Consider the following 24,269-nt stretch of genomic DNA (forward strand, 5'->3'; position numbering starts at 1 on the left):
CGACATGTAAACATCAAATTTGATTTTTACGTATAAATAATGAACGGAGGAAATGAATTTATGGCTACTTTACCAAATTGTCCAAAATGTAATTCAGAATATACGTATGAGGATGGCGTTCTTTTCGTATGTCCAGAATGTGCTCATGAGTGGGGCAAAGAAGCAGAAGCTGAAAATAATGATGGTGCAAAAGTTGTAAAAGATGCAAACGGAAACGTTCTTCAAGATGGTGATGCTGTTACTGTAATTAAAGATTTAAAAGTAAAGGGTACTTCTTCAGTTGTGAAGATTGGTACGAAAGTAAAGAGTATTCGTCTAGTTGATGGAGATCATGATATTGATTGTAAAATCGACGGTTTCGGAGCTATGAAGTTAAAATCACAGTTCGTTAAGAAGGCGTAAGACAAATAAAAAGAGGAGGCTATTCGCCTCCTCTTTTTATTATGTCACTTTTTGTCGGTAAATCGATATTTCGTACAAAATCGTTGATATATTCTGAGTTATGATAGATATATTTGAAAAATCGTTGATATATTGTAAGTTATGATAGATATATTGAAAAAATCGTTAATATAATTTCATTCGCCGTGAACTACGCACGATTCACCTCGCATCATAGTCAATTTCTTTCAACTGACAGCGCTTATTAAAGAATGTTTTATATCCAAGCTGTAAGAAGATAATGACAGCGAAAGCAGTACTCCCTGAAATACCGAGTATGATAGCAATTTGATATTGAATTGCTGTAAACGGTGATACACCGGATAATATTTGACCGGTCATCATACCGGGTAAGCTTATAATTCCCATACCGACCATGGAATTGATTGTTGGTAAAATAGCAGAATCAAAAGCGTCCCTTATGAGGGGAGCAGTTGCTTCTTTCGGTGTTGCGCCGAGCATAAGGGCACCTTCAATATGATCTCTTTGAGATTTCATATTGTTTAAAAAGGTGTTTGCCCCGAGGCAAATACCGGTCATAGCATTACCGATTAACATGCCGGCAATAGGAACGATATATTGCGGTGCATACCACGGATTATGCCCGATAATAACAAAGATAAATAGTAGTAATGGTCCGATTGATCCCGCAACCATGGAAAGAGCGGCTACACGTTTTAATTCTTTGGACATCGGAATATTAACTCGTTTATAAATATTAAAAATAGCAAATGTAGTAATAGAGGTAATGAGAGCAATTGTATAAAATGGATTACTGTTTTCAAATATGTATGTAAGGACATATGCAACAAGTACGAGCTGAATGGTCATACGGAATGTTGCGATCGCAATTTGTTTCTCGCGAGGTATCCCTTTTAATCTTACAAGTCCGATTAAAATAAGAATGAAAATATAGGCAGCAGCAAGTTGCCAAATTTGGAGTTCAATAACGCCCTTCAACTGAGAGCACTCCCTTTCTAGTTGCACCGTTTGTTTTACTAATTTCAATAATATCGTCTGCAATTTCTTCTGGAAGTTGTTGCGAGTGCGTGATGAAGATAACGGTTTTTTTCTTTTCTCTTGCGAGTATAGTGAATTGCTTCATAACGCGGCGTTCTGTATCACTATCTAATGCCGAAGTTGGTTCATCTAATAAATAGACAGGCGGATCCATAAGTATGATGCGAGCAAAAGCAAGCCGTTGTTTTTCCCCGCCTGATAATGAAGCGGCGTTGTCTTCTAAATTTTTATTTAAGCTAACAGTCGTTAATGCATTCTGCAAAGTATCATCACTTGGAGATGGTTTTTCAGAAAGACGAAGTCCCATTAATAGATTGTCTTTAACTGTTCCGTCAAAAATAGGTGGAGTTTGTCCGAGCATAACTACGTCACGGCGTAATTGAATAGGGGGATAATCAGAAATTGGTTTTCCGTTATATTCGATTGTACCGGATGTTGGAGATTGTAAATCATTTAACATGCGAAGTAATGTACTCTTTCCGCTCCCACTTTCACCGATAATACAAGTGATTGTCTCTTTTTGAATCTGTAAATAAGGAATGTGTAGTATATCTTTATATGTAACGTCTTTTAATATAAACATAAATTGCTCCTTTCTGATTCTAGTTATATCGTATCAAAAAAGAGAGAGAAATAGAAAAATAAGGTTATAAAGAGCAACGTTTTTTCTTCGTCTTGAGTTTTATTAATAAGTTAAGTAAACAATCTAATTCTTGACTGAAAGAAATTACTTTATCATGAGTGAATCCGTACATTTCAACGAGATAGATCAATTCTTTCTTCTTCGTTTCTATTCGATCGTGTAGTTTCGTCAAGTTCATAAGTGAAATGTAATGCCTCCTATAAAAGTATTTATCACATAAAAAATAAGACCGAATTCATTCGGTCTTAAAGGAAATAATAAAAACAACTTACAAATAGCATACACTTTTCATCAATAGTTTTTAATATAAAAATAGAAAATTTTGTGAATAAATATTGAGAAAAATATTTCTGATAATTTCTGTTTATGAAAAAATTTTTTTTAACTAATGAAAAGAGGCTGCCTACATAGTAGACAGCTCGTAAAGTATTAACCGTTATGATATTTATACATCCAAAGAAGACCGGATTTTAATAATCTCGGTACACGTCCCATTAATGGTTGGTTTGCTAGTAAACCAAATCCGTGTTTTTTGCCGAGGGAACCGAGAACACCTTTTAATTTAATAACAGGTAGTTCATCAGGAAGTGGTTCATTATTCCAACGTTTTAATAATATTTGGACAATTTGTTCTCCTTGACCTTCAGCAAGTTGAGCAGATGGTGCGTGTGGAAGTGCTGCACAATCTCCTACAACGTAAACGTGCTCGTCATTTGGAATATTGTGATATTTTGTTAAAACAACCCGTCCGCTACCATCTTGTTCAACCGGAAGGTTTCGAACAACTTCATTTGCTTGAATACCAGCTGTCCAGACGATTGCATCACATGCAAGAGGTTCATCGTGGTTGTACACAATATTTGGTTCGACTTTGGTAATGTTAGAGTTTCGTATAATGGTAACGTTATGTTTTATAAACCATTCTTCTACATATCTACTTAATTTCTCTGGATATGGGAATAAAATTCTATCTTTTCTATCAAATAAATAGATTTTTAAATCAGAACGGCTCTCACGAAGTTCACTTGCTACTTCAACGCCACTTAAGCCAGCACCAACGACAGCAACTGTAGCATTCGGTTCTAGGCCATTTAATTGTTCATATGTCTTACGTGTTTGTTCAATTGATTGTAGACTGTGTGTATATTCCTTTGCCCCAGGAACGTTATGATATTTATCTTCACAGCCAAGTCCGATAATTAAATCATCATATTGGATTGCTTCACCGCCATCAAGATGAACAGCTTTTTCTTCGAGATCAATATTTGTTATTGTACCGTATTGAATATTGAGGCGTGGGTGCTCAGGAAACGGTATGCGAATATGCGTTTCTGAAATTGTACCCGCTACTAATGCATAATATTCAGTTTTGAAACAATGGTATGGTACTTTGTCGATTAATGTCACCTGTACATCATCTGGAAGTTGGTTGCTTGGAAGTAGCCGTTGCAGAATTCTCATTCCACCGTAGCCACCACCTAGTATTACGAGGTGTTTCATGATGGATTACCCCTTTTCTGTTGAAATGTCCCCTAATCCTAAAATTTTATATTAATAAAATATTTCGACTTTACTCAATCAAATTATATCGAATTTGTGAACAAATAACAATGCATGAATGAATACTCTGTTGTACAATAAGAAGAAAAGTAAAGTGAACTGTTTTCCTTTTCTAGTTACTATTTCATTATGAAGGCCGAAAAGCAGTGTTGTGAATATATTTATATAGAAAAGAATATTTGCTTTGAAGTGAAACAGTGAAGGAATTGAATAGTTTAGTAAGTGTAATGACAACAACAAGAAACAGCTTAGTTTTCTTCTTATAGATGAAGTCAGAAGGTAATTTGTTTTGTAGTACAGGGGGGAGAATTTTGATTAAACCGTTAATTGAATTTTGTGTAGGTAACCTCGCGAGTGGTTCACAAGCAGCTTTAGAGAAATTAGAAAAAGATCCGAATTTAGATGTAATGGAGTATGGATGTTTAGGATATTGTGGTATTTGTTTTGAAGGCCCATTTGCCCTTGTGAATGGTGAAGTAGTACAAGGATCGACAGTAGAAGAGCTTGTTAATAATGTATATGAGTATTTGGATGAAAATCCAATGTTTTAAGGTGTTGCGAATGGGCAGCACCTTTTTCCATTAGATAAAATATTATTTTGCAGGATAGGATAATACGGAATATAAATAAAAAAAAGGCCCTTTTAGAAGGGCTTTTTTCCTACACAATTTGTGCAAGAATGGCTCATCGCCAAATGTTGTCAAATATGAGAAACGGGGGACATTCATATTGTGTTCTAAAAGCATGCATTCTATACTTAAAATAACAAATTATTTTTGGAGTGAATACAAATGAGCCAATTTTCTTTTACAAAAATGCATGGTCTTGGCAATAGTTATATATATGTAAATATGTTTGAGGAACAAATTCTTGAAGAAGATTTAGCTCTTGTGGCGGAAAAAGTTTCAAATATTAATACTGGTATTGGGGCAGATGGAATGATTTTAATTTGTCCTTCTGACGTAGCTCCGGTGAAAATGCGCATGTTTAATAACGATGGTTCAGAAGGGAAGAGCTGCGGTAACGGTTTACGCTGCGTAGCGAAATATGCGTATGAGCATAAACTAGTAGAAGAAACAGTTTTCGCAATTGAAACGTTAGCTGGAATTGTAACGGCTGAAGTAACGGTAGAAGATGGTGTAGTTACATTAGCAAAAATCGATATGGGAGCACCACGTTTAACACGTGCAGAAATCCCGATGCTTGGTGAAGGTGAAACACCGTTTGTTCGTGAAAACTTCTTATATAATAATCATCGTTATGCATTTACAGCTGTTTCAATGGGGAATCCGCATGCGGTTATTTTTGTTGATGATGTAGAAAAAGCGCCACTTACAACACTTGGACCAGTCCTTGAGACACATGAAATGTTCCCAGAGCGAGTAAATGTTGAATTTATCGAAATTTTGAATGATGACGAGATGAACTTCCGTGTTTGGGAACGTGGATCTGGTGTAACACAAGCTTGCGGGACAGGAGCATGTGCTGCAGTTGTAGCTGCTATTTTAAATGGAAAGCTGGAACGTGGTAAAGAGATTACAGTTCATTTAGCTGGCGGCGATTTAATGATTGCATGGACAGAAGAAGGAAATGTGTTAATGAAAGGACCTGCGGAAGTAATTTGCCGCGGAGTGTATGAGTACAAGATAGAAGCGTAAAGATGTATAATAGAATGAGAACAGAAAGGATGGTGTATTTCATGATTGAAGTAACAGAACAAGCAGCTTTTCAAATTAAAGATATGTTAAAAGATGCTGAAGATGGAGAGAAGTACGTGCGCCTTGCTGTACACGGCGGCGGATGTAGTGGTCTTTCTTACGGCTTAGGATTTGAAGTAGAACCAAAAGAAGACGACACAGTTCTTGAATTTTTCGGTGTTGAATTTGTTATCGATAAAGAAAGTGCTCCAATTGTTAAAGGAGTAAAAGTTGATTATAAACAATCGATGCTTGGCGGCGGATTCACAATCGACAATCCAAACGCAATCGCATCATGCGGATGTGGATCATCTTTCCGTACAGCGACGAATGCTGGTAAGCCGGAAGAGTGCTAAGTTTTTAGCTTTTTTAGTCTAAGCGGAAACTGAATCGAAGGGTTACGGATTATACGGTTTAGACCGCAGGAAAACAAGTATCTTTGGGAAGATAAACGACCCGAGAACGTTCAATATACGGTTGTGGAAGACGACCTTCTTAGCGATGAAATTTAATCGTTAGGGAGGTCTTTTCTTTTGCCTTTAAAGAAGAAAAAGCGTATTACAAAGATGGCGAATGCTAGTAAAAAATATCCGCAACTAACTTTGGAACAAGCGTTAGATATTGTTATTTCGGGAAAACGTGCGGAAGGTTGTCGAGATAGAACGTTAAGAGACTATACGAAGATGTGGGGGTATTTTACTGATTGGTTGCTCGATAATTACGAGGTTAAATATATCGATGAACTAACGACAGAAACATTTCGTAACTATATCAATTACATGAAATACGATAAGAAGCGTTATGAAGGGCATAAATTTATTGACGCTGACAAGCAAGGGATTGGTTTATGCGATACCACAATAAACATTAATATTCGTACATTACGAGCATTACTTAACCATTTATATAGAGAGGAATTAATCGAGATCAACCCTATAGAAAAAATTAAGCTATTGCGGCAGGATATCGATTTAACAAATTCATTTACCGATGAAGAAGTAAAGAGAATATTGCGGCAGCCTAACTTGCGAGACTTCGTAGGGTTTCGAGATTTTGTAGGAATAAATGTTTTAATAGATTCGGGACTACGCATACAGGAGTTAATGGGGTTACGTGCAGCGGATATTGATTTTCAAACTCGCTTTATTACGATTCAATCCGATAAAAGTAAAAATAGAAAGCCTCGTTTAGTACCCGTCTCCACTCATGTGACTAAATTATTATTGCAGCTTATAAACGAGAACCAAGCGCATTTTAAAACAGAGCGGATATTTTTGTCCAGCTATGGTGAGCCATTAGGTGCAAATCACTTTAACAAGCGTCTAAAGTATTACGCAGAGAAGGCGGGTATTAAAGATAAGAAAGTAACTGCACATGTTTATCGCCATACATGGGCTAAAAATATGATTCTAAACGGTTGTGATGCGTTCACATTACAAAAAATTGGTGGCTGGTCGGATATTCGCACAATGCGACGTTATATACAAATGGACGTTGAAGAGATGCGAAAGAGTCACGATGAGTTTTCACCGTTAACAAAATTAAGAAGAACAAGATAAAAGAAAAAGTCCCCAGCGCCAACTGGAGACTCAAAACAAACTGTTTGCTATCTAATAATTAAATACTAGACAGCCGCTAGCTTCATTCTATCGAAAAAAATCGAAGGGTGCAAGTTGTCTTTAGTGATGCCTTTTTTAGGCAGATGCGGTAAGTCAAAAAGCGGAAGCCGTACCGCTATAAAAACGTAAAAGGGGAGCTAGACCGCTGCAAACACTAGCGCTATACAATTCAGCGCATATCATTCCCCGTGCGTCGTATAGGTCTAGCCGATTGCGGGCATTGTACGGCAAGGGTGGAAATACGTTGTTACTACGGTAACAGGGTGTATCGAAAGATTTACGCACTATGGGACGTTTTGTAGTGTAGAAAGTCGATATGTGTGAAAGCACAAGGACGGGGAATGCGTTACTGAAAACCTCACACAACGAGCCGACGCTAGTTGCTAACGCCTTACCTCTATTCGCATTGATATATACGAAATCTGACGAAGTTTAAACGCTTCGTTATTTTTTATCTCTGCGAAATAGGGGTTCAAACTACACCCTGCTTCCTACGCCTTCCTCGCCTCTGCTAGTTGATGTGTCAATCAAAGTCAAGCAGAAAGTCGAAATTACTAGCCATCGGCGAAGAGTTGCGGAACGGCGTAGATAAACACAATACGCAGCAAGGGGAAGACAGATGAATAGTAGAGAGCTAAATAACGCAGCTATAGAGGCGAAGACGAATACAGTGAGAATGTGGGATGTTAAGGCGCACTATATGACTTTCATTGAAAGATTAGTGCAGGACAATTGGTACAAGATGAATAACGAAGCGGAATTTATAGACGACTGTTATCGAAAGATAGAGTACGCAGTAAGGTCATTTAACGAAGAATTAGGAGACTTTAGCGGTAGGGTACATGTGTTATTACAGCAGAGTGTGCGACAGTATTGCGGAAATAGGGGAGGAAGACGCAAGGCATTGCAGCTAGTAGGCGAAGAATTGAACGTAATAGATAGAATAGATACGGATATAGATGTGGAAGGGGAAGCGCTAGACGCAGTAGTAAGAGAAGAAGTTTACGAGAAGCATTGCGATAGAGAGATAGATAAGCTAATAGTGGATATCGTTTTTGATACGGATCACATAGAAAGTACATGCGATATAGCTAGAAGGTTGGCAGCTAAAACAGGTCGCTCTTTTGATAGTGCTAGAGGGGCGGTACGCTCGTTTGTAAAACGAAAGAGGGTTGCGTCTTAGTGAATTATTAATTACATAAATTTACTGTGTGCGGTAAAATAAAGAGTAGAATGTATCGGGATAAGGTGAGAAGTTGACGCACTGGACATAGCGGAAGGGGATATCAAATAATGAATACATACAAATTAATTAAAAAAGTAATGTTAGTAGGAATCACGGCAACGGCGCTATTAAGTGGGTGCGGTGGTTCCAACGAAGGTGCCACTAACGAAAGTCAGTCTAACGAAGTCAATGCTGAAAAATCATCGAAAGAAATCGCACAGGAAATGTACGAAGCCGAAAAGAAATCGAAGGAAGTCGAAAAAGAGCTGAATGCATTACGCGAATCTGAAAATAGTGAATTCCTTATTGACTTTAATATCAAAATTGACGGTAAAAAGCCGCAGAAACTAACATATGACCTATCGAATGAGGATGGTAATTTATCTTTAGACGCATTTAAATCGCTAAAAGTCGGCATGTCTCCGAAAAAGATCGCCGAAATGTTATCTAAAAATGTTAGTAATGCGTCATTCATGCGCATCAAACAGTACGGCAAGTTGTGGGAAGGTACAATGTACACATATGAGTATGAAAATAGCGGAATAGTAACGCAGATTGAAGCTTATTTCACTCACGAAGACGATGAATTGAAGTTATATGGTGCACGTCGTACGGAAGTAAATCGCGCTAATAAGTCGAAACAAACGACGCTAGACAATAAACGTGGATTCATCGGACAAGGAGCGGATACGGCAAAGGATACACCTACGAATGGTAGTGCAGTAGATACGACTAGCAAAGGTGCTACGAAATCTACCGACAAGCCCGCGCCTAGTAAGGCGGATACACCTGCAAAGAGTGTAAAGTCTGCTATTCCTAACGATTACTGCGGACATGGGCACGATGAAACGAAGCAAGAAGCGCACGGCTGCGATAAGATTATTGATGAAGAAGCGCACCAAAGACATCTGCAACAACAGGAAAGAGAATATGAAGAACAACAACGTGAGGAAGCGAAGAAATACGAATTGACAGAAGAAGACAAGGCGAGAATCCAAAGACAGGAAAAACGATGGAATACGCCTAGCGGTGGCGTCGGTGCGACGTGGCAAGATGAATTAAAAGAAATGGAAGAGAAGGAAGCGCAAGAGAACGCACAACAATAGCATGAGCTAAGATTATCAAGAAAAATCATACGCACGCATTTAATTAGAACTTGCATTCGTGTTGTATGGAAAATTATAGACTTATATAATATTAATTGTAGAACATTCGGCGGTATTGTGCCGCAACTATTGCACATATTATAACCGATTAGTATTGTGTTTTTCGGCTCACCACTGGCGAAAGGTATACGAAGCCATGCCGATAATACATATCACCACAGGACGGCATTAGCCGTTATACAAGGAGGCGCTGCGGATTAACCACCCTAGCGCTTTTCACTTTATTAGGAGGGCTTACCATGCTTCGAATTAAGATTAAGAAGGGGCGGAAACCTTCTATTATATTGCTTACGCTAGCTTTATTCGCATTGTGGCTGCTGAATGTATCAGATAACTTTTACGTACAATTATTTTCGGCATTATTCGCCTTATCTGTCATAGCCGCACAGCTTACGGAAACGGTGTTGCGCATGCGGGATAAGTTAAAAGGATATAACGACAATAATAGGTGATACCTACTGCGATAGGTGTAGTGATTGTAACTGAACGTAGGCGACGCAAGAAGAGTGAAGTGAAAGATAAGTGAGATAGAGAAATACGTTTACCTTTGAAAGGGAGTACATATATACAGATGACAATTAATACCTATAGTCATGTGCTGCCGACAATGCAACGGGAGGTGGCGGATAAGCTGGACCAAATGTTTGAGTAAAGAAATAGCATTATAAACTAGTAATATATATTAAAATTAGGATTTATAGATTTTTTAAAAAGGTGGTAGGAAATGGATACTATTTTTGAAACAATTAAAGAATACTTAAGTTTACCTAAAACAAATTATGCAATTCAATTAAATGGTCCATGGGGAACAGGGAAAACGTATTATGTGAATAAAATATTAAAACCAAAAATCGAAGATCTATTTGTCCCTAATAGTACCGAAAATTATAAATTTATATATATATCGTTAAATGGTATAAAAAATGTAGATGAAATAGATGAGAGTTTGTTTTTAAATTCTATTAACCAATATGGAAATAAAGCGTATAAGTATACAAAAATAGGTTTAAGAGTTATGGGGAAATTACCAGGGTTAGGTTTGGCAAAAGAGATAGAAAGTGAAGTGTCGAATATTACAAAACAACTTACAAAGTTGAAGAATGCAGTTCTATGTTTTGATGATTTAGAGCGAATCGATCGAACAATTTCTATCCAACAGGTTCTAGGATACATAAATACAAATTTTGTTGAACATGAAAATATAAAAACATTATTTGTATCAAACGAAAATCAATTACATGATAATGGGGATTTTAAGCTAATTAGAGAAAAGGTAATAGGTCGTACTATAAAATATGATAAAACAATAAATGACGTATTACCTGATTTTATAAGGAACACATATGGAGAGGATAGTGAGATTACTAGATTTTATGAAGAAAATAGCTCATTAATAGTTCAGATAATTGCTTTAATGTCGAAAGACTTTAATTTGAGGACATTGCGTTTTGCTTTTGATAGTTTTAAACAAATCATAAGTGAATGTAGTTCGTCAATCAACTGTAATAATAGTATTTTGTTATCTCTTTTTATTAACGTACTTTTAATTTCGGATGAGTATAAAAAAGGTTTATTGCATGATGTAGAACAATTGGAACCATTATATAATTCGTATATTGGCTTTTTAATTGGTATGAGGAATAAAGATGATAAAAGAGAAATAACTTACGCGGAAATGTTTTACCATAAATATCTTGAAGATAATCCGTTGGTAGGAAAGGATATTATTTTATATAGATGTATATTGACCTATATTTTAACAGGACATTTAGATGTTGAAGGACTAAAAAAAGAGATAGATGAGAAGCATGATGAATCGGTAAAGCCAGAAGAAGAATTAGCTCTCAAGGTAATTAATGATTACAATAACTTTGAACTAAAGCAGCTTAGAGAAAGTGTAGATGTTGTAATTAAAGGAATCGAAAAAGGGTATTATTCGCCCGAATATTATCCTGAACTATATAGATTGTTAAGTGATTTTAATAATAAGAAATATATTGAAAAAGACAAATATGAACTATATGAGAGCTTTAATACTGGATTAGAAGAAGGGTTTAATAAACACGAGATACAAATTGGAGAATATTCACTTCGATATTCTGATGAGGTATATGAGGATGGAAATTATAATAAACTGGTTTGCAAAATTAAAAACAAAAAAGTTGAATTAATAAAATTACAGGAGAAAACTTTGTTTATTGAATTTGTACAAGCATTAAAAGAGATGGATGAAGAAAAATTTCCATCATGTATTTCTAGGCTTGAAAGTGAAAAAAATTTCTTTGGAATTATTGATAAAGAAAAGTTTAGTCAAGAGATTGTTTCTATGCCGAACGGTGGTATTAATAAATTTATAAGTTTTTTACGTTTCAGATATTTACAGATTATAAATGCAAATGAATTTTATAACCATGAAGTTGATAATATAGAGATTTTTATTTTGGCAATAGAAAATAAGTTAGAAAAAGTATCTATAGATCCATTAAAGAAAGATTTAGTTTTAGAGTTGATAAAAACACTTCAAAAGACTAAAAATCACGTATCAAAATCGGATTCGGATGTTAATTAGAAAGCGTACAAGGTTCTAAATTGAAACCATTGTGCAATTTTTGCATGAATAAAACTTAGTGCGACAATATTTGGACAAATATAATCTCACCGTACTATTATCGGTACGATGGTAGATATGTTAACTGAACAAAAGTCAACACTACAATCTTATCATCACGCGTTATTTTCGTACATTGTTAACGGTGGTCACAAAGCGCTGGGAAGTGTCGATTTTACTACGTATATAAAGAAGTAACTATAATATCGACTTCCCAATGTTTCCTATTTCTTCAGCTGTTTAATCACTACACGTAATCATTCCGAAACTTTTAACGACGTGTATAATGACTTGTTTTTACGTAATATAGAAGAGGATAGCTATGATGTTTATATTATAAAAATCCGCTGTCACTTCGAATATTCTACTGGAAAGATAACCACGTAACAAAAATAGCCGCTATCTCAAGCGGCTTTAATCGTCATATGTTAGGTTCCGAAATTATTTTACTGTTACGAATTTATTTATAAGTCTAGCTCTACCTTCTTTTGGATACGCATGTCTTTCTAGAAATTTTTGATGCCACGTTCTATCCTGCACACTTAAATCCTCTATTTTATAGCCTAAATAATTGTTTAATTTATCTCGGTTCATTTCAACTTCATGAATTAATCCTTTATAAGGAATGCTAATTGAAACGTTATCTAAAAACGAAAACTGGCGTAGTAGGCGAGCACTTTCTTGAGTTAGTATTTTATTAATCTTATCGCCTGTTCCGAAATATTCTTCGTATGCTTTAGCGTCATTACCCGTTTTTTCATTTAGTGCAACGTATTCTTCGAAAGAATTAACGTATTGAATGTTGACGTTTTTAGAATCCTCGCTTATACATACTTCCTTTAGAAATGGGCTTCCTTGTATATTCTTTATGTACAAACGTAATGCGGGATGTCCTTGTGTAGCATCGATTACCCATGTTTTCCCTATCTTTTTTGATAGTACATCACCTTTTGCGCATAGATTTTTTATGTATCCAGGCGATAAGTTCCATAAAACTGCAGCTTCTTCAACTCCAATTACTTTATTTAAAATCATTCGAATCCTCCCGATTAGTGCGGTAACGCATATTTTGTTGTTATCTACACGTTAACATGCGTTATCGCATTTGTAAAGTGATTAATGTATGTCCACTATTAATAATTGATGGTAGAGTCCGAGCGTAATATCAGATATTAAGGAAGAACGAAAAAATAACGCCACTGGCTACGATAGGTGGAGGAAGAAAGTGACTACCGCTAACTAAGCGAAGTGTAGATCGGTAGGAGAACAGAAGAATATATAATGAATAACGAATAAATTAAACTGTGAGGTCAAATTGACGGTGATTGTAGGGAGATAAAATGAGCGAGTGTAATAGTACAAAAAATTGAAACGTAATAATAAGCATGCGTATTCTGATAGCTTGTTACAAAGTATGGGTTTAATACATAGGTAACAAGCCTGTTGGGATTTGCATTCCTTTAATTAGTCTTATCTCTAAATGTAAGTGAAAGAAAATCTTGCTTATTTGCTTTTGTTAGAGCTTTACTAAATCCTATTAAGTGATATTTTGTCATTTCATGTAGTTTTAATTCTTCTTTTACCACTTGAATATTCGCCTCGGCAATTTCTCTATCGATAGTACGACTTGGTTTAGTAAATTCTCCATTGCGAATGCCAGCATATAAACTATCATTTTTTAAAGTATTGTAATGTTTCGCCTTGTCTTTTATAAACTTTAGTAATTCATCATTAAACCCCTTTGGATTTAATAGGATTTGTTGATGTATAAACTTTCTTCTTAATTTTCCTTCATGATCACGTAAGTCTTTATTAACGTCTTTCCAATTAACTTTTATTTTGAAATGAATGTCTGTGGCAACCCTAAATAAAATTGGCAATTTTGATAATTCTTCTGAAGCTATGTGTGACAAGGTATATGATCTTGCAAATCGTTCGTTGGCTAAAAGTATTTCAGATTCCTCTATTAATTCTTTAGCGTTTTCAAATATTAGAGTATAAGCCTTTTCTAAATCCTTTATTTTGTAATTATTTATATTCATATTCAGCTTCTCCCTTTCGACTTAATTTCCCCATAAGGTGATCCTTCAAAAAAATTTATAATATATTCCAATTTTACCATTTTTACAGGAAACAAAACAGAAAGCCACTCAGCTCTCTCTGATAGAGTACGTTCCAACCGCATGCACTCTAGTAAAATTTCGATACTTTTTTCATTTTTCCTCGTTCCTAGATTTCGCTTCTCCGCGTTTTTTTTCGTATATTTAACAAAACTGAACAAAGAAGCGTACTCTTACCGTTATACATTACGTTACATATTACCAGCCGAAAGCTTGTGACGGATGTCCATCCTCCGAACGCCACCCTTCAATTACTGTAAATCGTATATATTATTTCGTTATACAAGCAATGCGTAAACCGCATAGTATCGACGTTTATTAACTATGCATAAACATTTTGTTGGCGCTAACCTCAATGTAAACTCGTGTAATTTTTTCGGTGAAATAGCGAATCCCTTGCGACTGTAGTGTTTACGATGATTTACGTGCAACTTAAATAGTTACAACGATTTACAAAATAAGCGATGTCACGGGGGAAAATATCGTCAGATTGGCGTGTGTGTGGCGTTGTGAATGGCGGCTATCCACCTGCTGCTCGTTCTGCTGGAGGGAGGTCTTGAAACTCACGGGGTTTAGTCTTTATGTACCTAAACATAAAAAAAGACACCGCCAATTACTGCGCTGCCTCGTATTCTTTTACCTTCTTATAGAACGTTGCTTTCTTCATATTAACAGCCGCCATAAACTCGACTGCTTTTATCTTTCCGCCTTTCCAGTCGCAGTATAAGTTATCCCAGTTCTCGGGAAGTGCCATAACAGGACGCCCTAAATGTTTTCCCTTCGCTGCTGCTGCGTCGATACCTTCACGTTGACGCTCTTTTATCGTTCTTCTTTCTTGTTCTGCGATAGATGTATAAACCTCGATAATAATATTATTAATCATATCAATAACCCAATCTTGCCCCGCTGGTACGTCTGCCATAGTCGTAGGAAGGTCGATAATTTTAACACGAATCTTTTCTTTCTTGAAGTATTCGAGATACTCTTTTATCTGCGCCTTGTTTCTGCCTAGTCGGTCGATAGATTTAATATAGAGCGTATCCCCTTCACGCATTGCTTTAAGCATATTCTGAAAGCCCTCACGTTCCATATCCTTACCGCTAGCCTTATCGCTATATATGTATTTTGTATCCGTTACATGAGATTCTAGCGCCTTGTATTGTCTGTCTAAGTTCTGCTCTTTTGTAGATACACGGATATAACCGAAGCTGATTGCCATAATGAAAACCCCGTCTCTTTTTATCGTTAGCCTAAATATACACCGTGTGTCTATAAAGGTCAATTTTATTATGGACGTATATAAAGGTTAATGTGTGTTAATTAATAGACTGATATAGGACGTATTTCACGACGTACATAAAGGTGTACCTTTTTAGACTGCTATCCCGAATGCATTTCATATAGAGATAGGGCGGCATACCTTCACGCATTCTCACACCGATATACCCCGACGCTATTACCTGCGACCACACATACTATAGCGCAATACCCTGCCATACATAGCCGCTATACCTAGCCACACCATGCCGTACCAAATAGCCACATACAGGCGCTATATACTTCATTACTCTTACTAATGCGATGTTATTAGAAGCGCACAGACAAAGCGCTAGGCGTGTCACAGGCTACCGCTATACGCCGTCATAAGCCCAGTACACTAACCCACCAAGCTACACACCGCCAGCGCATGACCTAGTACTGTATGTATCTGCGTAAGTGTCTTCGATATATTGTTGTCGTTGTTTCTTCGTATGATCTTTTTATTTGTTATGTTAAAAGATTAGCGAGAAGTTGTTTGTTTAGTTTCTTATTCAATTGTTGTTGCACTTAAGTTCGTGAAGTAATTCGTTTGTGAATTATATTTGAATCGTAAAGAGTTCGAAGTGAATTGAGTTGAGTTTATTCGATTGATTCGCATTGAGTTCTTTAAGTGAATCGAATTGAGTTGAATTGTTATTTGTTTTGTTTCTGCGATTAAAAGCGAAGGAAGAAAAGAACGTTCGTTTTAAAGCGTTTCTTGTTGCGAATGAGCGAAGTTAAAAAGCAGAGAGGGTATAAAGCCGCACCACCCAAAGTGAAATTACCCGCCCCTCCAAGCGGGGGTCTATAGTGGCTGCAACTGCTGTATACAATTAGCGCACATATTTTTTAAACCGAAGGGTTAAGCAGTCGCCTTCACCTTGCCTATTATCTATCGAAGGTCTTCGAATCCCAACGAAGACCATAGCGTCGCTCTCACGTTTACCTCGTGTTTACCCAAGTCCCTCAATAACACCGTAATTCTCACATCTAAAAAAATTCGCATATAGATTTTTAGATTCGAGGTGGTATTGCTACTTACTTCTATTGTATAGGCGAATGATGCGTGCAATTTATTTTTAAATTTATCGCAGTAGGATACCAGCCGCACGCTACTAATGCGCCCATAAGGGTGTAAGAGCAAAACGCAACCTAATCTAATAGCGTAGCGCCCCTATATTGGTAGCGAATTAATTTCTTAGATATGCGCCAAAAACAACGAGTAGTAGCGCCTATGAAAAAGAGCGGGCAATGAGAGAGAAAAGTAATTTTAATAGAATCGCCCTTTCTTCGAATGCTAACGCACCTATACATACGGGGGTGTTAAAAACTAATTTAAAGAAATATCGCAGAATTACACCTAATACGACCGTGAGCCGCACCTATGTCTTTGTAAGGGTTAAGCGATAAACATTATATCGTACGCTATCGCTTCGAGTGTTCGCAGGCTCTCACATTAACTGTTACTGCGTATGATCTTTATTAATTAAGCGCATTACTCAACACTGTTATTCGGCAACGTTAAGGAAGCCGTGACGCTATGTAGTTGCTGCGTCAAAGATGTTTCGTTATCCACACAGATAACAGAGTACTTTGATGGGTAAATCTGTTTACATCGCTTGCGGCTCTAAGGCTGAAGTCGATTTTTGAAGGTGTCATATAAGTGACAAATTCAGTGACGAAGGTGTCATATAAGTGACAAGTTTACATCCGATTACACCAAATAAGGGGGAAACATAATGAAAAAAACAGGAAATCCATTCGAAGAAATCAGCGCTATCGTACACGGTAGCTCTATTGAAGGACTAACAGACGCACAACAAGCAGCATTAAAACAGGCAGTAGCAATCGCAGAGGCTCAAAGGGTACGAACCCCAGCCGAACTAGATGCGATTCGATACAAGGAAACACGCAAGGAAGATACACGCCGCTTCGTAATGGTTAACGGCAACAAGGGCGAGAGATACAGCCACGTAACACTTAATCAGCTAGGCGTATTTTTCAAACTATCGTTATACCTGCAAATAAATGCGGGCGGTTTATTAATGCACGACACGGGACGAGGTAAGTACGGTATTCGACCGCTAACAACGAAAGACATGCAGCAATTACTAGGGCGTGGGAAGAAATCGACGCTTAAAGCGCTAGAAGAATTAGAAAAGATCGGTGCAGTCATTCGAGATAACTCGCAGCGCCCGACGCTCTATTATATCAACGAGGATTTAGTAAGATGTGGAAACACTGGCGGCGCATTCGTCAACTTTACGAAGGTATACAAAGAAGAGGCGAAACAACTTCTTTCTAAACTATCAGACCGCCAAGCAGGTGCTATTTTCAAACTAATGCCATATGCGCACAAGGATACATATGTATTATGTGCAAATCCGCAGGAGTTCGAGCCGTCAAACGTAGAGATTCTAAGTTCTCGTGATATAGCGAAGATTTTAGGAATCGCAAGCAACTCGACACGCAATCTATTATCAATGCTTATCAATGACGGGGCAATGATATCCGTTAGTGGTGCGAAGACTGGCGTTAAGGGGCGTGGCTACGTAATCAGCCCGTATGTATGTGATAGAGGCGTATTAAATAACCCGCACGAGGTGGGTATAACAAAGCTATTCGACCAAATCACTAACAAACTAGAAAAAGACTCGTTAAGATGTGCGTAAAAATAAAAAAACTTTAAAAAGTTTCGTCTGATATACCAAGCAAGGGGGTATTTAGCCATATATATAAGTGAGGAAGTAGTTTCCTACGCTACTTCATACCTCGCAATACCGCAGAGTCGAAATACGATGGCTAACACAGGACAGGGCGCTACCTCGCATGGCGTCCAGTTCCCTTTTTTAACTTACGATGAATAAAAATATGCAGAATACAAAACAGAAGGAGGCGACCAAATGAACGGGAATACGATTCGATATATTCGCAAGACAATCGGCTATACAATACGTCAATTTGCGCAGCTTCTAGGAGTTATGCCTTCTACAGTGTATCGCTGGGAAGCAGGGCTAAATGAGCCACCCACGAATGCGCAGAAACGAATCCAAACAAAACTAAATATTACGCAGGAAGACATAGAAGAGGTTAACCGCCTGTTACTAGAGCAGCGAAACGATAAGCTAGATGCGAAGCTGCGAGCGCAGGCGGGGGTGAGCGAATGAAGCCTATACTAGTCGCTAATATTCACGAGCTACGAGGACAAGCATTCTTATGCGCTCACTTATACGATGGAAATTACGTAATAGCGCAAATAACCGCACCTACAAACGAGAAGCCACTAGCTAAAAAGATGCGGGATATAGTATGGAGCAACTGCGATGATTTACCGGCTTTCGAAGTCCACACGAGTACCGAAAAAATATACATAGCATGTCTAAGTGAATCCGATATAAATGCGCATTTTAAGGCGCAGGAAGAAACATCGGAAACACTACGGGACTTCGAAGATGCTAGGACAAAAGAAACTCTAATAGATTTATATGAGCTAAAAAATCCAAAGGAAAAAGAGCAGCAAAAACAACTACCAAAATGGCGCACGGTGCTTATTAGCTGGATGCGTAAATTAATCGAAAAATTAGAGGGGGAAACGAAAAATGCTTAACTGGAAACTGTACGAGGATTACAAGGAGCAAGACAAAAAGGCGCTAGAATTAACGGAAAGATACGCACAAAAGGTAAAAGAAGCGAAAGAGGGCGTAACAGCTGCTACAGCTGCATACGAGGACATTTTAAAGAAAGAGTTTGCAGGCGAAAGTGTTGCTACTCAAAAGAAAAAAGCGTTAAGTGATATCGACAAGGCTAAGGCTGCGTTAGAGGTCGCAGAGAAAGAAGAAAAACAGGCGAACGAGTACGCCGAACAGGAGCTGCAAGGGAAAATCACAATAGATGATTTAGCGGCTGATTGGTTCGGTACTATCGACCCTATGCTACAAAAAGAACGTGTACAACCCATCGTAGAGCGAGCGCAAAAGGCTATTGGAGAATACTACCGCACAGTACTAGAATATTACCAGCTAAACGCTGAGTTCGGAGGGCTATTATCAAAACTGAACGAACTAAGTCGAGGAAGAAAAGGTGCTTCGCCTTTCTTTAATGATGTGTTCGACTATAGAGAACTGCCGAAAATGAGTGACGATGAGCTAGGGTATATTTACAGAAATAAAGACTTACCAGAAGCGTATAAGGAGGAAAACTAATATGTTCAATTACAAAGTAATGCGTAACGATGTAAAAGCCAAACTAGGAAACAAAGAACAGATTACACGAGAGGACGTAACGGCAGCTATGCAGGTTGCGCAACGTTCCCAGCATACAGACGATATGGTTCTATATGCAAACGTAAAGCGTGCGTATAAGGCGCAGCAGGAACATAACGAAGAGTAAAGTAGAGGGAACGAAACTGGTGGTGGAAAGGGAAGAAAGGATAGAAAACTGGGTGAGGTCTTAGTGGACTTTGCCCGCCATTTTCATATATTCATAAATATAACGATAAACCTAAACGAAGAGAGGACGAAGGAGAATGATAACAACAACGAAGACAACTACTAAAACTAAAGCACCAAATGTACATAAGCCATTGCCCGAGATTATTGCAAAGGCTTGCGCCGAGTTCGGAGAAAACGGGTACTTAATCACGTATGATCACAATGCGGGCGAATGGAAGTCACATAAAAAGGTTGTGAAAGGTGACGGCGGCATGACTGCTTATGTAGCTCGAAACGGCTGCGATGAAGATAGCGTACTTTTTGGTGGAGCGTAATAGCTTCACCTTACTAAACTAAAACAAACCAAACTAAAAGGAGCGATGTATTTATGTTATCGAAGGGAAATGCGAAGAAAGTCGGAGTAATCAAAGAGAAGTTACATGCGGGAAAAGAAATGTACAGCGAGGTTGCCGAAATGGTTACGATTGTAAATAGCGATGAAGGGGCAGCCGTAAGCGAACAAGCACTAGCGGAAGCATTAAAACGTATCCTAGCGCTACAAAGTGAAGTGCAATACTTACAATGTACGTTAGAAGATATCAAAATCGGATTCGACGCAATCAGCCGAATAGAATTGGTAGATTAGCGAGGGCATGACGGGGCTTAATAGGCTTCGTATTTTGTACTAATCTATTTATGAAGAGAGAGGGAGAACTAAAATGACGAAGCTATGGATGAAACAATGCGTACACTGTAAGAAGACAAAGTTAAGTAGTGAATTTCATAAGAACAGAACGAAATCCGACGGACTGCATACGTGGTGTAAATACTGTAACCTTCGTGAATCACGGTACACATTCGAACGTACACAGCTATTCACTATAGTGGTAGACGGCGAGACGGTCACGGCGCGAGCTTGCAAGCAATGCGAAGATATTAAGCCGCTAATTAAATTCGAGAGCAACGGACGGGGTGGCAAGAAAGCCCGTTGCATGAAGTGTGTAAGAGAGAGAAAAAGACGAAGTAAGGCTATGAAACGAACGTTAGCAAACGATGAGGGGGCGGCATAAAAGTCGCTCTCTTTTTTTATGCTCAAATAAGCACAGGAGGATACGTTGAGATTAGCTCTAGAAGGCGATTAGAAATGAGTGAACGTACTAGTTGTGCGTCTAAATTCGGTCTATACCGTTTTGTGCAGAGTACGAAGACTACGAGGAAAGCGCATGAATACTGGATTTATCTTAGTAGATTCGATATTTTTTACTTGTCAATGTGGAAGGGTTTGGGTAGAATGTAGTTAACGAAGTACATCGTTAAGAATGCGTGATGTACACAACCTTATTGAACGGAAACAATCGCAGTAAAGCGCCTTAAATGCTGATATTACTGCACTATAGTCTAATGCAAACTGACCGTATAATTCACAATCGACAATCCAAACGCAATCGCATCATGCGGATGTGGATCATCTTTCCGTACAGCATCGAATGCTGGTAAGCCAGAAGAGTGCTAAGTGTTTAGCTGAAATAGAAAAAGACCTTTTTAGCGATGGAATATAATCGTTAATGAGGTCTTTTCTTTTGTCGTAAAAGCTCAATTGGTGAGAGCTGATTAAAGTTTCACTTTATCTTTGCATAGATGCAGGTATCAGTTAGTTGTTTGCCGTCAGCTGAAACATCTTCATTACGTAATATCCCTTCAAGCTCAAAGCCTAGGTTTTCAGGAATCGCACGACTTTTCGTGTTATTAGATTCACATCGGATTTCAATTCTTCTAAATTTGAATAACTGAAATCCAAGGTTTGTTAACGCGCTTACTGTTTCTGTCATATATCCACTGCCACTAAATTGCGTGTTAATCCAGTATCCAATTTCACATTTAGAAATCTTCCAATTAATTGCGTGAAGGCTAGCAGTTCCAATAAAATCATTCGTCTCCTTGTGGTAGATAAGATAGCGAAAGCTTTCTCTTTTCAAAAAATCTATATGCGCATTTCTAAGGAGAATTTCCGTTTCTTCAACAGTAGGAATGGACTGAAATAAAGACAACCATTGCTTTAATTCACGAATTGAATCTTTAATAGCTTCGTGTACTACATTCCCTTCACCTGCTTGCAGTGGTGCTCGAAGAATGAGTTTGTCTGTTTCTATTTGTAACGGAACATCTAATAAAATAGGATTCATATTATTTCTCCCCTCGAAAACTTTAAATTAGGAAATAATGAAATTTATGTAATAAAAAAAACTTTCAGCCAAAAGTTAGAAAATAATAAATATATATTCAATTCATCGTTTACAAATCCCTTTTCACATATTGAAAATGAAATCGCTAGTTGGTTGAGTAAGGAATTATTATTTTTTATCTATTTTCTTACGATTTTTGTCTTTTGCATAATTAGAAGTTGGCTGATGTGTATGAAGAAGTTTAATGAAGTAGTAGCAACTGATCCGAAGGTAGAATCTGTCCTCGTTCCAATTGGTGTTCGAATGACTATTTCTAAAGTGAAGAAATAATTACTATCTTACAAAAGTGTAATGTTCATGTCATGTTTTTGAATTTCTTCTTTAAGCTTTGGGCTTTAAGATAAGACTATAAGAAAAAACACATGAGGTGAAGGAAATGAAAAGATATATTGCACTGTTTAGTATTTTAGTTGTATTCGCGAGCCTGTTAGTAGGTTGTGATATTAACCGTATGGGTAAAGATGAGTATTATGTTCAAGTTACAGCTGATGGAATTGAAAAAAATGAGAAGTTTGATAACGGAGAGCCACATAAATATTTCGAGTATAAATTAAAAGGATTCGATAAAGGTGGAGAAGAAAAAGAATTGGAATTCACAGCTCCAAAAAATCTTCGCAAAGAAGCATTCTTACGCGTATACAATTCAGATAAAAAAGGTGTAACAGCTTGGGAAGAAGTGAAAAAAGACGAGCTTCCAGCGAAAGTTAAAGAAAAATTAGGTGCAAAATAAGAAAGAAAAAAGGAATTGACGAACAGGGTCAATTCCTTTTTATATTCTCAAAATCCTCTTCTGAAATGACTGTAAATCCATGTCTTTTGAATAAAGCAGTTGTTACCCCGTAACCGGTTTGTTTATTCCCGTTAAATTCTCCAGTGTAAATTGTAGAACTACCACAAGATGGACTACGTTCTTTTAAAATAATATATTCTGGGTGTAAGTCTTTAAGTTGTTCTAATGCTTTATAAGCACCATTTACGAAAGCTTCTGTGACATCTTCTCCATCTTTTGTCATCACTTTCGCTTTTCCGTCCAAAACGTCATCGCCATTCCCACCAATAATTTCAGCGGAAGGACGAGGCGTCGGTAGTCCTCCTAATACTTCAGGACAAATGAGGACTGTATCTTCTTTTTGCAGAAGTTCCTCTATTTTTGAAATGAGATTGTCATTCCCATCATAACGACAAGCGATACCACCTAAACAAGCGCTAATTACAATCATATTTTCATCTCCAATAAAGAAATATTAACTATCACGCCAATTTCTCTTCCTGCTTCTTACTTATAAATGAGGTGATAAGAATGGGAAGCTTATATAATTTAATGAAACCATATAGTGAATTTCAAAGTAAAGAGGAGTTTAATATATATCAAAAACAAGTTTTGAAATATTATCGATTTCAATTAAATAAAACGGATGCTACCATTATTCATTTTTTAGGAAAGTATGCGGTGAATGAGAAACAGAAAACAGTAGGAGTTGCTTGTCCGTTAATGGAGACGATTGCGACGAATGTTGGAAAGAGTATTCGTACAGTACGCCGCTCCATTGCAAAGTTAGAGGAACTAGGAATTATAAAGCGTGTTGCGACAAAAGAAAGACATAAGCGCGGCGGGTATAGTGCGAACTTATATATTTTTCTTATATCTGCAATTGACCGCATGGATGACCGTATGAAAATGTCCGCATGTGAAAGTGAGGATTATGCAGCTGGCTGTAGTAAAAATGAGCAAAAATATGAGGGGGAAACAATTCTTTTTAAAAACATTCCACAAATAAAAGAGAAAAGAAAAATAACGTATGAGCTTGATGAAACGTATTGCCGTCATGATATACCGAAGTCTTTTATATATGCACTGGTGCCGATGACAAGTAATCCGAAGAAGATTAATATATTTTGGAGTAAGGTGGAACTTGCGTATAAAAAGAGTGGCTTACTAGAGCAAGGTGTTTTATTAGAGCAAATATTAGCTGATGAAGAAGTGAACGGAAATTTCATTTGGCGCGTGAAAAGTGTTGTGAGGGCACATAAATATGGGGAAATTCGTAAAGATATTGGGGCACTTTTGTACAGTACAGTGCGAGATTTATTTTTTGAGGTTGGATTAGAGTGGGGAGCAGCATTAAGGAGGAGAAAGGGACTACATCTATTTGATCCGTTTAAAAAAGAGCCATGCTTATAATACATGACTCTTGCTT

28 protein-coding genes and 1 pseudogene are annotated in these 24,269 nt (G+C 37.4%); 20 read left to right on the top strand and 9 right to left on the bottom strand.

Annotated features, from left to right (window positions below; translation table 11 throughout):
• Positions 1 to 60: 60 nt before the first annotated feature.
• Positions 61 to 402 carry an alkylphosphonate utilization operon protein PhnA gene (gene phnA / locus ACS2MN_RS21205; protein WP_000212733.1) on the top strand — a complete coding sequence of 114 codons (342 nt, stop codon included), beginning with the start codon at positions 61 to 63 and terminating at the stop codon, positions 400 to 402.
• Between the two features lie 201 nt (positions 403 to 603).
• On the opposite strand, the gene ACS2MN_RS21210 is transcribed toward phnA, so the two are convergent.
• The 4 genes from ACS2MN_RS21210 to ACS2MN_RS21225 form a co-directional block, all read right to left on the bottom strand.
• Complete coding sequence (locus ACS2MN_RS21210; protein WP_000679276.1) at positions 604 to 1,401, bottom strand: ABC transporter permease; 798 nt, start codon at positions 1,399 to 1,401, stop codon at positions 604 to 606.
• Positions 1,385 to 2,044 (bottom strand): ABC transporter ATP-binding protein, encoded by a 660-nt coding sequence (locus ACS2MN_RS21215; RefSeq protein ID WP_000470290.1) that lies wholly within the window; start codon positions 2,042 to 2,044, stop codon positions 1,385 to 1,387. Before ACS2MN_RS21215 ends, ACS2MN_RS21210 begins: the two co-directional genes overlap by 17 nt.
• A gap of 64 nt (positions 2,045 to 2,108) precedes the next feature.
• Complete coding sequence (locus tag ACS2MN_RS21220; RefSeq protein ID WP_001054619.1) at positions 2,109 to 2,282, bottom strand: aspartyl-phosphate phosphatase Spo0E family protein; 174 nt, start codon at positions 2,280 to 2,282, stop codon at positions 2,109 to 2,111.
• Positions 2,283 to 2,533: 251 nt separating this feature from the next.
• Positions 2,534 to 3,604, bottom strand: a complete 1,071-nt coding sequence (locus ACS2MN_RS21225) for an NAD(P)/FAD-dependent oxidoreductase (protein WP_000682063.1) — start codon at positions 3,602 to 3,604, stop codon at positions 2,534 to 2,536.
• A 371-nt stretch (positions 3,605 to 3,975) separates the two neighbouring features.
• Here ACS2MN_RS21225 and ACS2MN_RS21230 point away from each other — a divergent pair, with 371 nt between their 5' ends.
• From ACS2MN_RS21230 to ACS2MN_RS21265, 8 genes are all read left to right on the top strand, one after another.
• Positions 3,976 to 4,215 (top strand): YuzB family protein, encoded by a 240-nt coding sequence (locus ACS2MN_RS21230; RefSeq protein ID WP_000595027.1) that lies wholly within the window; start codon positions 3,976 to 3,978, stop codon positions 4,213 to 4,215.
• 240 nt (positions 4,216 to 4,455) lie between these two features.
• On the top strand, positions 4,456 to 5,322 hold the full coding sequence (gene dapF / locus ACS2MN_RS21235) for a diaminopimelate epimerase (RefSeq protein ID WP_000077376.1): 867 nt from the start codon (positions 4,456 to 4,458) through the stop codon (positions 5,320 to 5,322).
• A 41-nt stretch (positions 5,323 to 5,363) separates the two neighbouring features.
• Positions 5,364 to 5,717, top strand: coding sequence for a HesB/IscA family protein (locus ACS2MN_RS21240; RefSeq protein ID WP_000573824.1), 354 nt, complete (start codon positions 5,364 to 5,366; stop codon positions 5,715 to 5,717).
• A gap of 177 nt (positions 5,718 to 5,894) precedes the next feature.
• Positions 5,895 to 6,920 (top strand): tyrosine-type recombinase/integrase, encoded by a 1,026-nt coding sequence (locus ACS2MN_RS21245; RefSeq protein WP_438894759.1) that lies wholly within the window; start codon positions 5,895 to 5,897, stop codon positions 6,918 to 6,920.
• Between the two features lie 679 nt (positions 6,921 to 7,599).
• Entirely contained in the window at positions 7,600 to 8,163 is a 564-nt protein-coding gene (locus ACS2MN_RS21250) for a hypothetical protein (RefSeq protein WP_262449519.1), read from the top strand.
• Positions 8,164 to 8,273: 110 nt separating this feature from the next.
• Positions 8,274 to 9,311 carry a hypothetical protein gene (locus ACS2MN_RS21255; RefSeq protein WP_438894760.1) on the top strand — a complete coding sequence of 346 codons (1,038 nt, stop codon included), beginning with the start codon at positions 8,274 to 8,276 and terminating at the stop codon, positions 9,309 to 9,311.
• A 299-nt stretch (positions 9,312 to 9,610) separates the two neighbouring features.
• Positions 9,611 to 9,823: a hypothetical protein gene (locus tag ACS2MN_RS21260; protein WP_438894761.1), complete on the top strand. Its 213-nt coding sequence runs from the start codon at positions 9,611 to 9,613 to the stop codon at positions 9,821 to 9,823.
• 272 nt (positions 9,824 to 10,095) lie between these two features.
• A complete protein-coding gene (locus ACS2MN_RS21265; RefSeq protein WP_438894762.1) occupies positions 10,096 to 11,940 on the top strand; it encodes a P-loop NTPase fold protein in 1,845 nt (614 codons plus the stop codon).
• 480 nt (positions 11,941 to 12,420) lie between these two features.
• Here the strand turns inward: ACS2MN_RS21265 and ACS2MN_RS21270 are convergent, their stop codons facing one another.
• The 3 genes from ACS2MN_RS21270 to ACS2MN_RS21280 all read right to left on the bottom strand — a co-directional run bounded on the left by ACS2MN_RS21270 (position 12,421) and on the right by ACS2MN_RS21280 (position 15,318).
• Positions 12,421 to 13,014, bottom strand: a complete 594-nt coding sequence (locus ACS2MN_RS21270; protein WP_438894763.1) for a hypothetical protein — start codon at positions 13,012 to 13,014, stop codon at positions 12,421 to 12,423.
• A 425-nt stretch (positions 13,015 to 13,439) separates the two neighbouring features.
• Complete coding sequence (locus ACS2MN_RS21275; protein ID WP_098656217.1) at positions 13,440 to 14,021, bottom strand: AbiV family abortive infection protein; 582 nt, start codon at positions 14,019 to 14,021, stop codon at positions 13,440 to 13,442.
• A 691-nt stretch (positions 14,022 to 14,712) separates the two neighbouring features.
• Entirely contained in the window at positions 14,713 to 15,318 is a 606-nt protein-coding gene (locus ACS2MN_RS21280) for a recombinase family protein (RefSeq protein ID WP_438894764.1), read from the bottom strand.
• A 2,125-nt stretch (positions 15,319 to 17,443) separates the two neighbouring features.
• Between ACS2MN_RS21280 and ACS2MN_RS21285 the strand changes: the two genes are divergently transcribed.
• The 8 genes and pseudogenes from ACS2MN_RS21285 to ACS2MN_RS21320 form a co-directional block, all read left to right on the top strand.
• Positions 17,444 to 18,070, top strand: coding sequence for a hypothetical protein (locus tag ACS2MN_RS21285; protein ID WP_438894765.1), 627 nt, complete (start codon positions 17,444 to 17,446; stop codon positions 18,068 to 18,070).
• A gap of 231 nt (positions 18,071 to 18,301) precedes the next feature.
• The gene (locus tag ACS2MN_RS21290) at positions 18,302 to 18,565 is read left to right on the top strand and encodes a helix-turn-helix domain-containing protein (protein WP_438894766.1); all 264 of its coding nucleotides are present in this window, start codon (positions 18,302 to 18,304) and stop codon (positions 18,563 to 18,565) included.
• Positions 18,562 to 19,005 (top strand): hypothetical protein, encoded by a 444-nt coding sequence (locus ACS2MN_RS21295; protein WP_438894767.1) that lies wholly within the window; start codon positions 18,562 to 18,564, stop codon positions 19,003 to 19,005. Before ACS2MN_RS21290 ends, ACS2MN_RS21295 begins: the two co-directional genes overlap by 4 nt.
• Positions 18,998 to 19,600, top strand: coding sequence for a hypothetical protein (locus ACS2MN_RS21300; RefSeq protein ID WP_438894768.1), 603 nt, complete (start codon positions 18,998 to 19,000; stop codon positions 19,598 to 19,600). The genes ACS2MN_RS21295 and ACS2MN_RS21300 overlap by 8 nt, the downstream gene beginning before the upstream one ends.
• Before the next feature lies 1 nt (position 19,601).
• Entirely contained in the window at positions 19,602 to 19,787 is a 186-nt protein-coding gene (locus ACS2MN_RS21305; RefSeq protein WP_438894769.1) for a hypothetical protein, read from the top strand.
• 136 nt (positions 19,788 to 19,923) lie between these two features.
• Positions 19,924 to 20,163 (top strand): hypothetical protein, encoded by a 240-nt coding sequence (locus ACS2MN_RS21310; protein WP_438894770.1) that lies wholly within the window; start codon positions 19,924 to 19,926, stop codon positions 20,161 to 20,163.
• A gap of 53 nt (positions 20,164 to 20,216) precedes the next feature.
• The gene (locus ACS2MN_RS21315; RefSeq protein WP_438894771.1) at positions 20,217 to 20,474 is read left to right on the top strand and encodes a hypothetical protein; all 258 of its coding nucleotides are present in this window, start codon (positions 20,217 to 20,219) and stop codon (positions 20,472 to 20,474) included.
• Positions 20,475 to 21,248: 774 nt separating this feature from the next.
• Positions 21,249 to 21,341: pseudogene (locus ACS2MN_RS21320) on the top strand (iron-sulfur cluster assembly accessory protein); the annotation flags it as partial.
• Between the two features lie 106 nt (positions 21,342 to 21,447).
• Here ACS2MN_RS21320 and ACS2MN_RS21325 read toward each other — a convergent pair.
• Positions 21,448 to 22,011: a GNAT family N-acetyltransferase gene (locus ACS2MN_RS21325; protein WP_001068183.1), complete on the bottom strand. Its 564-nt coding sequence runs from the start codon at positions 22,009 to 22,011 to the stop codon at positions 21,448 to 21,450.
• Between the two features lie 225 nt (positions 22,012 to 22,236).
• Between ACS2MN_RS21325 and ACS2MN_RS21330 the strand changes: the two genes are divergently transcribed.
• Together ACS2MN_RS21330 and ACS2MN_RS21335 are read left to right on the top strand one after the other, a co-directional pair.
• Positions 22,237 to 22,341, top strand: coding sequence for a hypothetical protein (locus ACS2MN_RS21330; RefSeq protein ID WP_000335910.1), 105 nt, complete (start codon positions 22,237 to 22,239; stop codon positions 22,339 to 22,341).
• Between the two features lie 106 nt (positions 22,342 to 22,447).
• Positions 22,448 to 22,801: a YxeA family protein gene (locus ACS2MN_RS21335; RefSeq protein ID WP_000833133.1), complete on the top strand. Its 354-nt coding sequence runs from the start codon at positions 22,448 to 22,450 to the stop codon at positions 22,799 to 22,801.
• Positions 22,802 to 22,829: 28 nt separating this feature from the next.
• Here ACS2MN_RS21335 and ACS2MN_RS21340 read toward each other — a convergent pair whose 3' ends face one another.
• A complete protein-coding gene (locus ACS2MN_RS21340; protein WP_000635467.1) occupies positions 22,830 to 23,291 on the bottom strand; it encodes a DUF523 domain-containing protein in 462 nt (153 codons plus the stop codon).
• A gap of 80 nt (positions 23,292 to 23,371) precedes the next feature.
• Between ACS2MN_RS21340 and ACS2MN_RS21345 the strand changes: the two genes are divergently transcribed.
• Entirely contained in the window at positions 23,372 to 24,253 is an 882-nt protein-coding gene (locus tag ACS2MN_RS21345) for a helix-turn-helix domain-containing protein (RefSeq protein ID WP_000535234.1), read from the top strand.
• Positions 24,254 to 24,269 lie beyond the last annotated feature (16 nt).

Origin of the sequence: Bacillus cereus group sp. BceL062, assembly GCF_051780025.1 — a bacterium.
In the GTDB taxonomy this organism is placed as follows: Bacteria; Bacillota; Bacilli; order Bacillales; family Bacillaceae_G; genus Bacillus_A; species Bacillus_A toyonensis.

Bases quoted from the DNA above. Each gene is read 5' to 3' on its own strand.
- phnA (WP_000212733.1), top strand. From the start codon at position 61: ATGGCTACTTTACCAAATTGTCCAAAATGTAATTCAGAATATACGTAT.
- ACS2MN_RS21215 (WP_000470290.1), bottom strand. From the start codon at position 2,044: ATGTTTATATTAAAAGACGTTACATATAAAGATATACTACACATTCCT.
- ACS2MN_RS21220 (WP_001054619.1), bottom strand. From the start codon at position 2,282: ATGAACTTGACGAAACTACACGATCGAATAGAAACGAAGAAGAAAGAA.
- ACS2MN_RS21225 (WP_000682063.1), bottom strand. From the start codon at position 3,604: ATGAAACACCTCGTAATACTAGGTGGTGGCTACGGTGGAATGAGAATT.
- dapF (WP_000077376.1), top strand. From the start codon at position 4,456: ATGAGCCAATTTTCTTTTACAAAAATGCATGGTCTTGGCAATAGTTAT.
- ACS2MN_RS21240 (WP_000573824.1), top strand. From the start codon at position 5,364: ATGATTGAAGTAACAGAACAAGCAGCTTTTCAAATTAAAGATATGTTA.
- ACS2MN_RS21250 (WP_262449519.1), top strand. From the start codon at position 7,600: ATGAATAGTAGAGAGCTAAATAACGCAGCTATAGAGGCGAAGACGAAT.
- ACS2MN_RS21255 (WP_438894760.1), top strand. From the start codon at position 8,274: ATGAATACATACAAATTAATTAAAAAAGTAATGTTAGTAGGAATCACG.
- ACS2MN_RS21260 (WP_438894761.1), top strand. From the start codon at position 9,611: ATGCTTCGAATTAAGATTAAGAAGGGGCGGAAACCTTCTATTATATTG.
- ACS2MN_RS21265 (WP_438894762.1), top strand. From the start codon at position 10,096: ATGGATACTATTTTTGAAACAATTAAAGAATACTTAAGTTTACCTAAA.
- ACS2MN_RS21270 (WP_438894763.1), bottom strand. From the start codon at position 13,014: ATGATTTTAAATAAAGTAATTGGAGTTGAAGAAGCTGCAGTTTTATGG.
- ACS2MN_RS21275 (WP_098656217.1), bottom strand. From the start codon at position 14,021: ATGAATATAAATAATTACAAAATAAAGGATTTAGAAAAGGCTTATACT.
- ACS2MN_RS21280 (WP_438894764.1), bottom strand. From the start codon at position 15,318: ATGGCAATCAGCTTCGGTTATATCCGTGTATCTACAAAAGAGCAGAAC.
- ACS2MN_RS21285 (WP_438894765.1), top strand. From the start codon at position 17,444: ATGCACGACACGGGACGAGGTAAGTACGGTATTCGACCGCTAACAACG.
- ACS2MN_RS21290 (WP_438894766.1), top strand. From the start codon at position 18,302: ATGAACGGGAATACGATTCGATATATTCGCAAGACAATCGGCTATACA.
- ACS2MN_RS21295 (WP_438894767.1), top strand. From the start codon at position 18,562: ATGAAGCCTATACTAGTCGCTAATATTCACGAGCTACGAGGACAAGCA.
- ACS2MN_RS21300 (WP_438894768.1), top strand. From the start codon at position 18,998: ATGCTTAACTGGAAACTGTACGAGGATTACAAGGAGCAAGACAAAAAG.
- ACS2MN_RS21305 (WP_438894769.1), top strand. From the start codon at position 19,602: ATGTTCAATTACAAAGTAATGCGTAACGATGTAAAAGCCAAACTAGGA.
- ACS2MN_RS21310 (WP_438894770.1), top strand. From the start codon at position 19,924: ATGATAACAACAACGAAGACAACTACTAAAACTAAAGCACCAAATGTA.
- ACS2MN_RS21315 (WP_438894771.1), top strand. From the start codon at position 20,217: ATGTTATCGAAGGGAAATGCGAAGAAAGTCGGAGTAATCAAAGAGAAG.
- ACS2MN_RS21325 (WP_001068183.1), bottom strand. From the start codon at position 22,011: ATGAATCCTATTTTATTAGATGTTCCGTTACAAATAGAAACAGACAAA.
- ACS2MN_RS21330 (WP_000335910.1), top strand. From the start codon at position 22,237: ATGTGTATGAAGAAGTTTAATGAAGTAGTAGCAACTGATCCGAAGGTA.
- ACS2MN_RS21335 (WP_000833133.1), top strand. From the start codon at position 22,448: ATGAAAAGATATATTGCACTGTTTAGTATTTTAGTTGTATTCGCGAGC.
- ACS2MN_RS21340 (WP_000635467.1), bottom strand. From the start codon at position 23,291: ATGATTGTAATTAGCGCTTGTTTAGGTGGTATCGCTTGTCGTTATGAT.
- ACS2MN_RS21345 (WP_000535234.1), top strand. From the start codon at position 23,372: ATGGGAAGCTTATATAATTTAATGAAACCATATAGTGAATTTCAAAGT.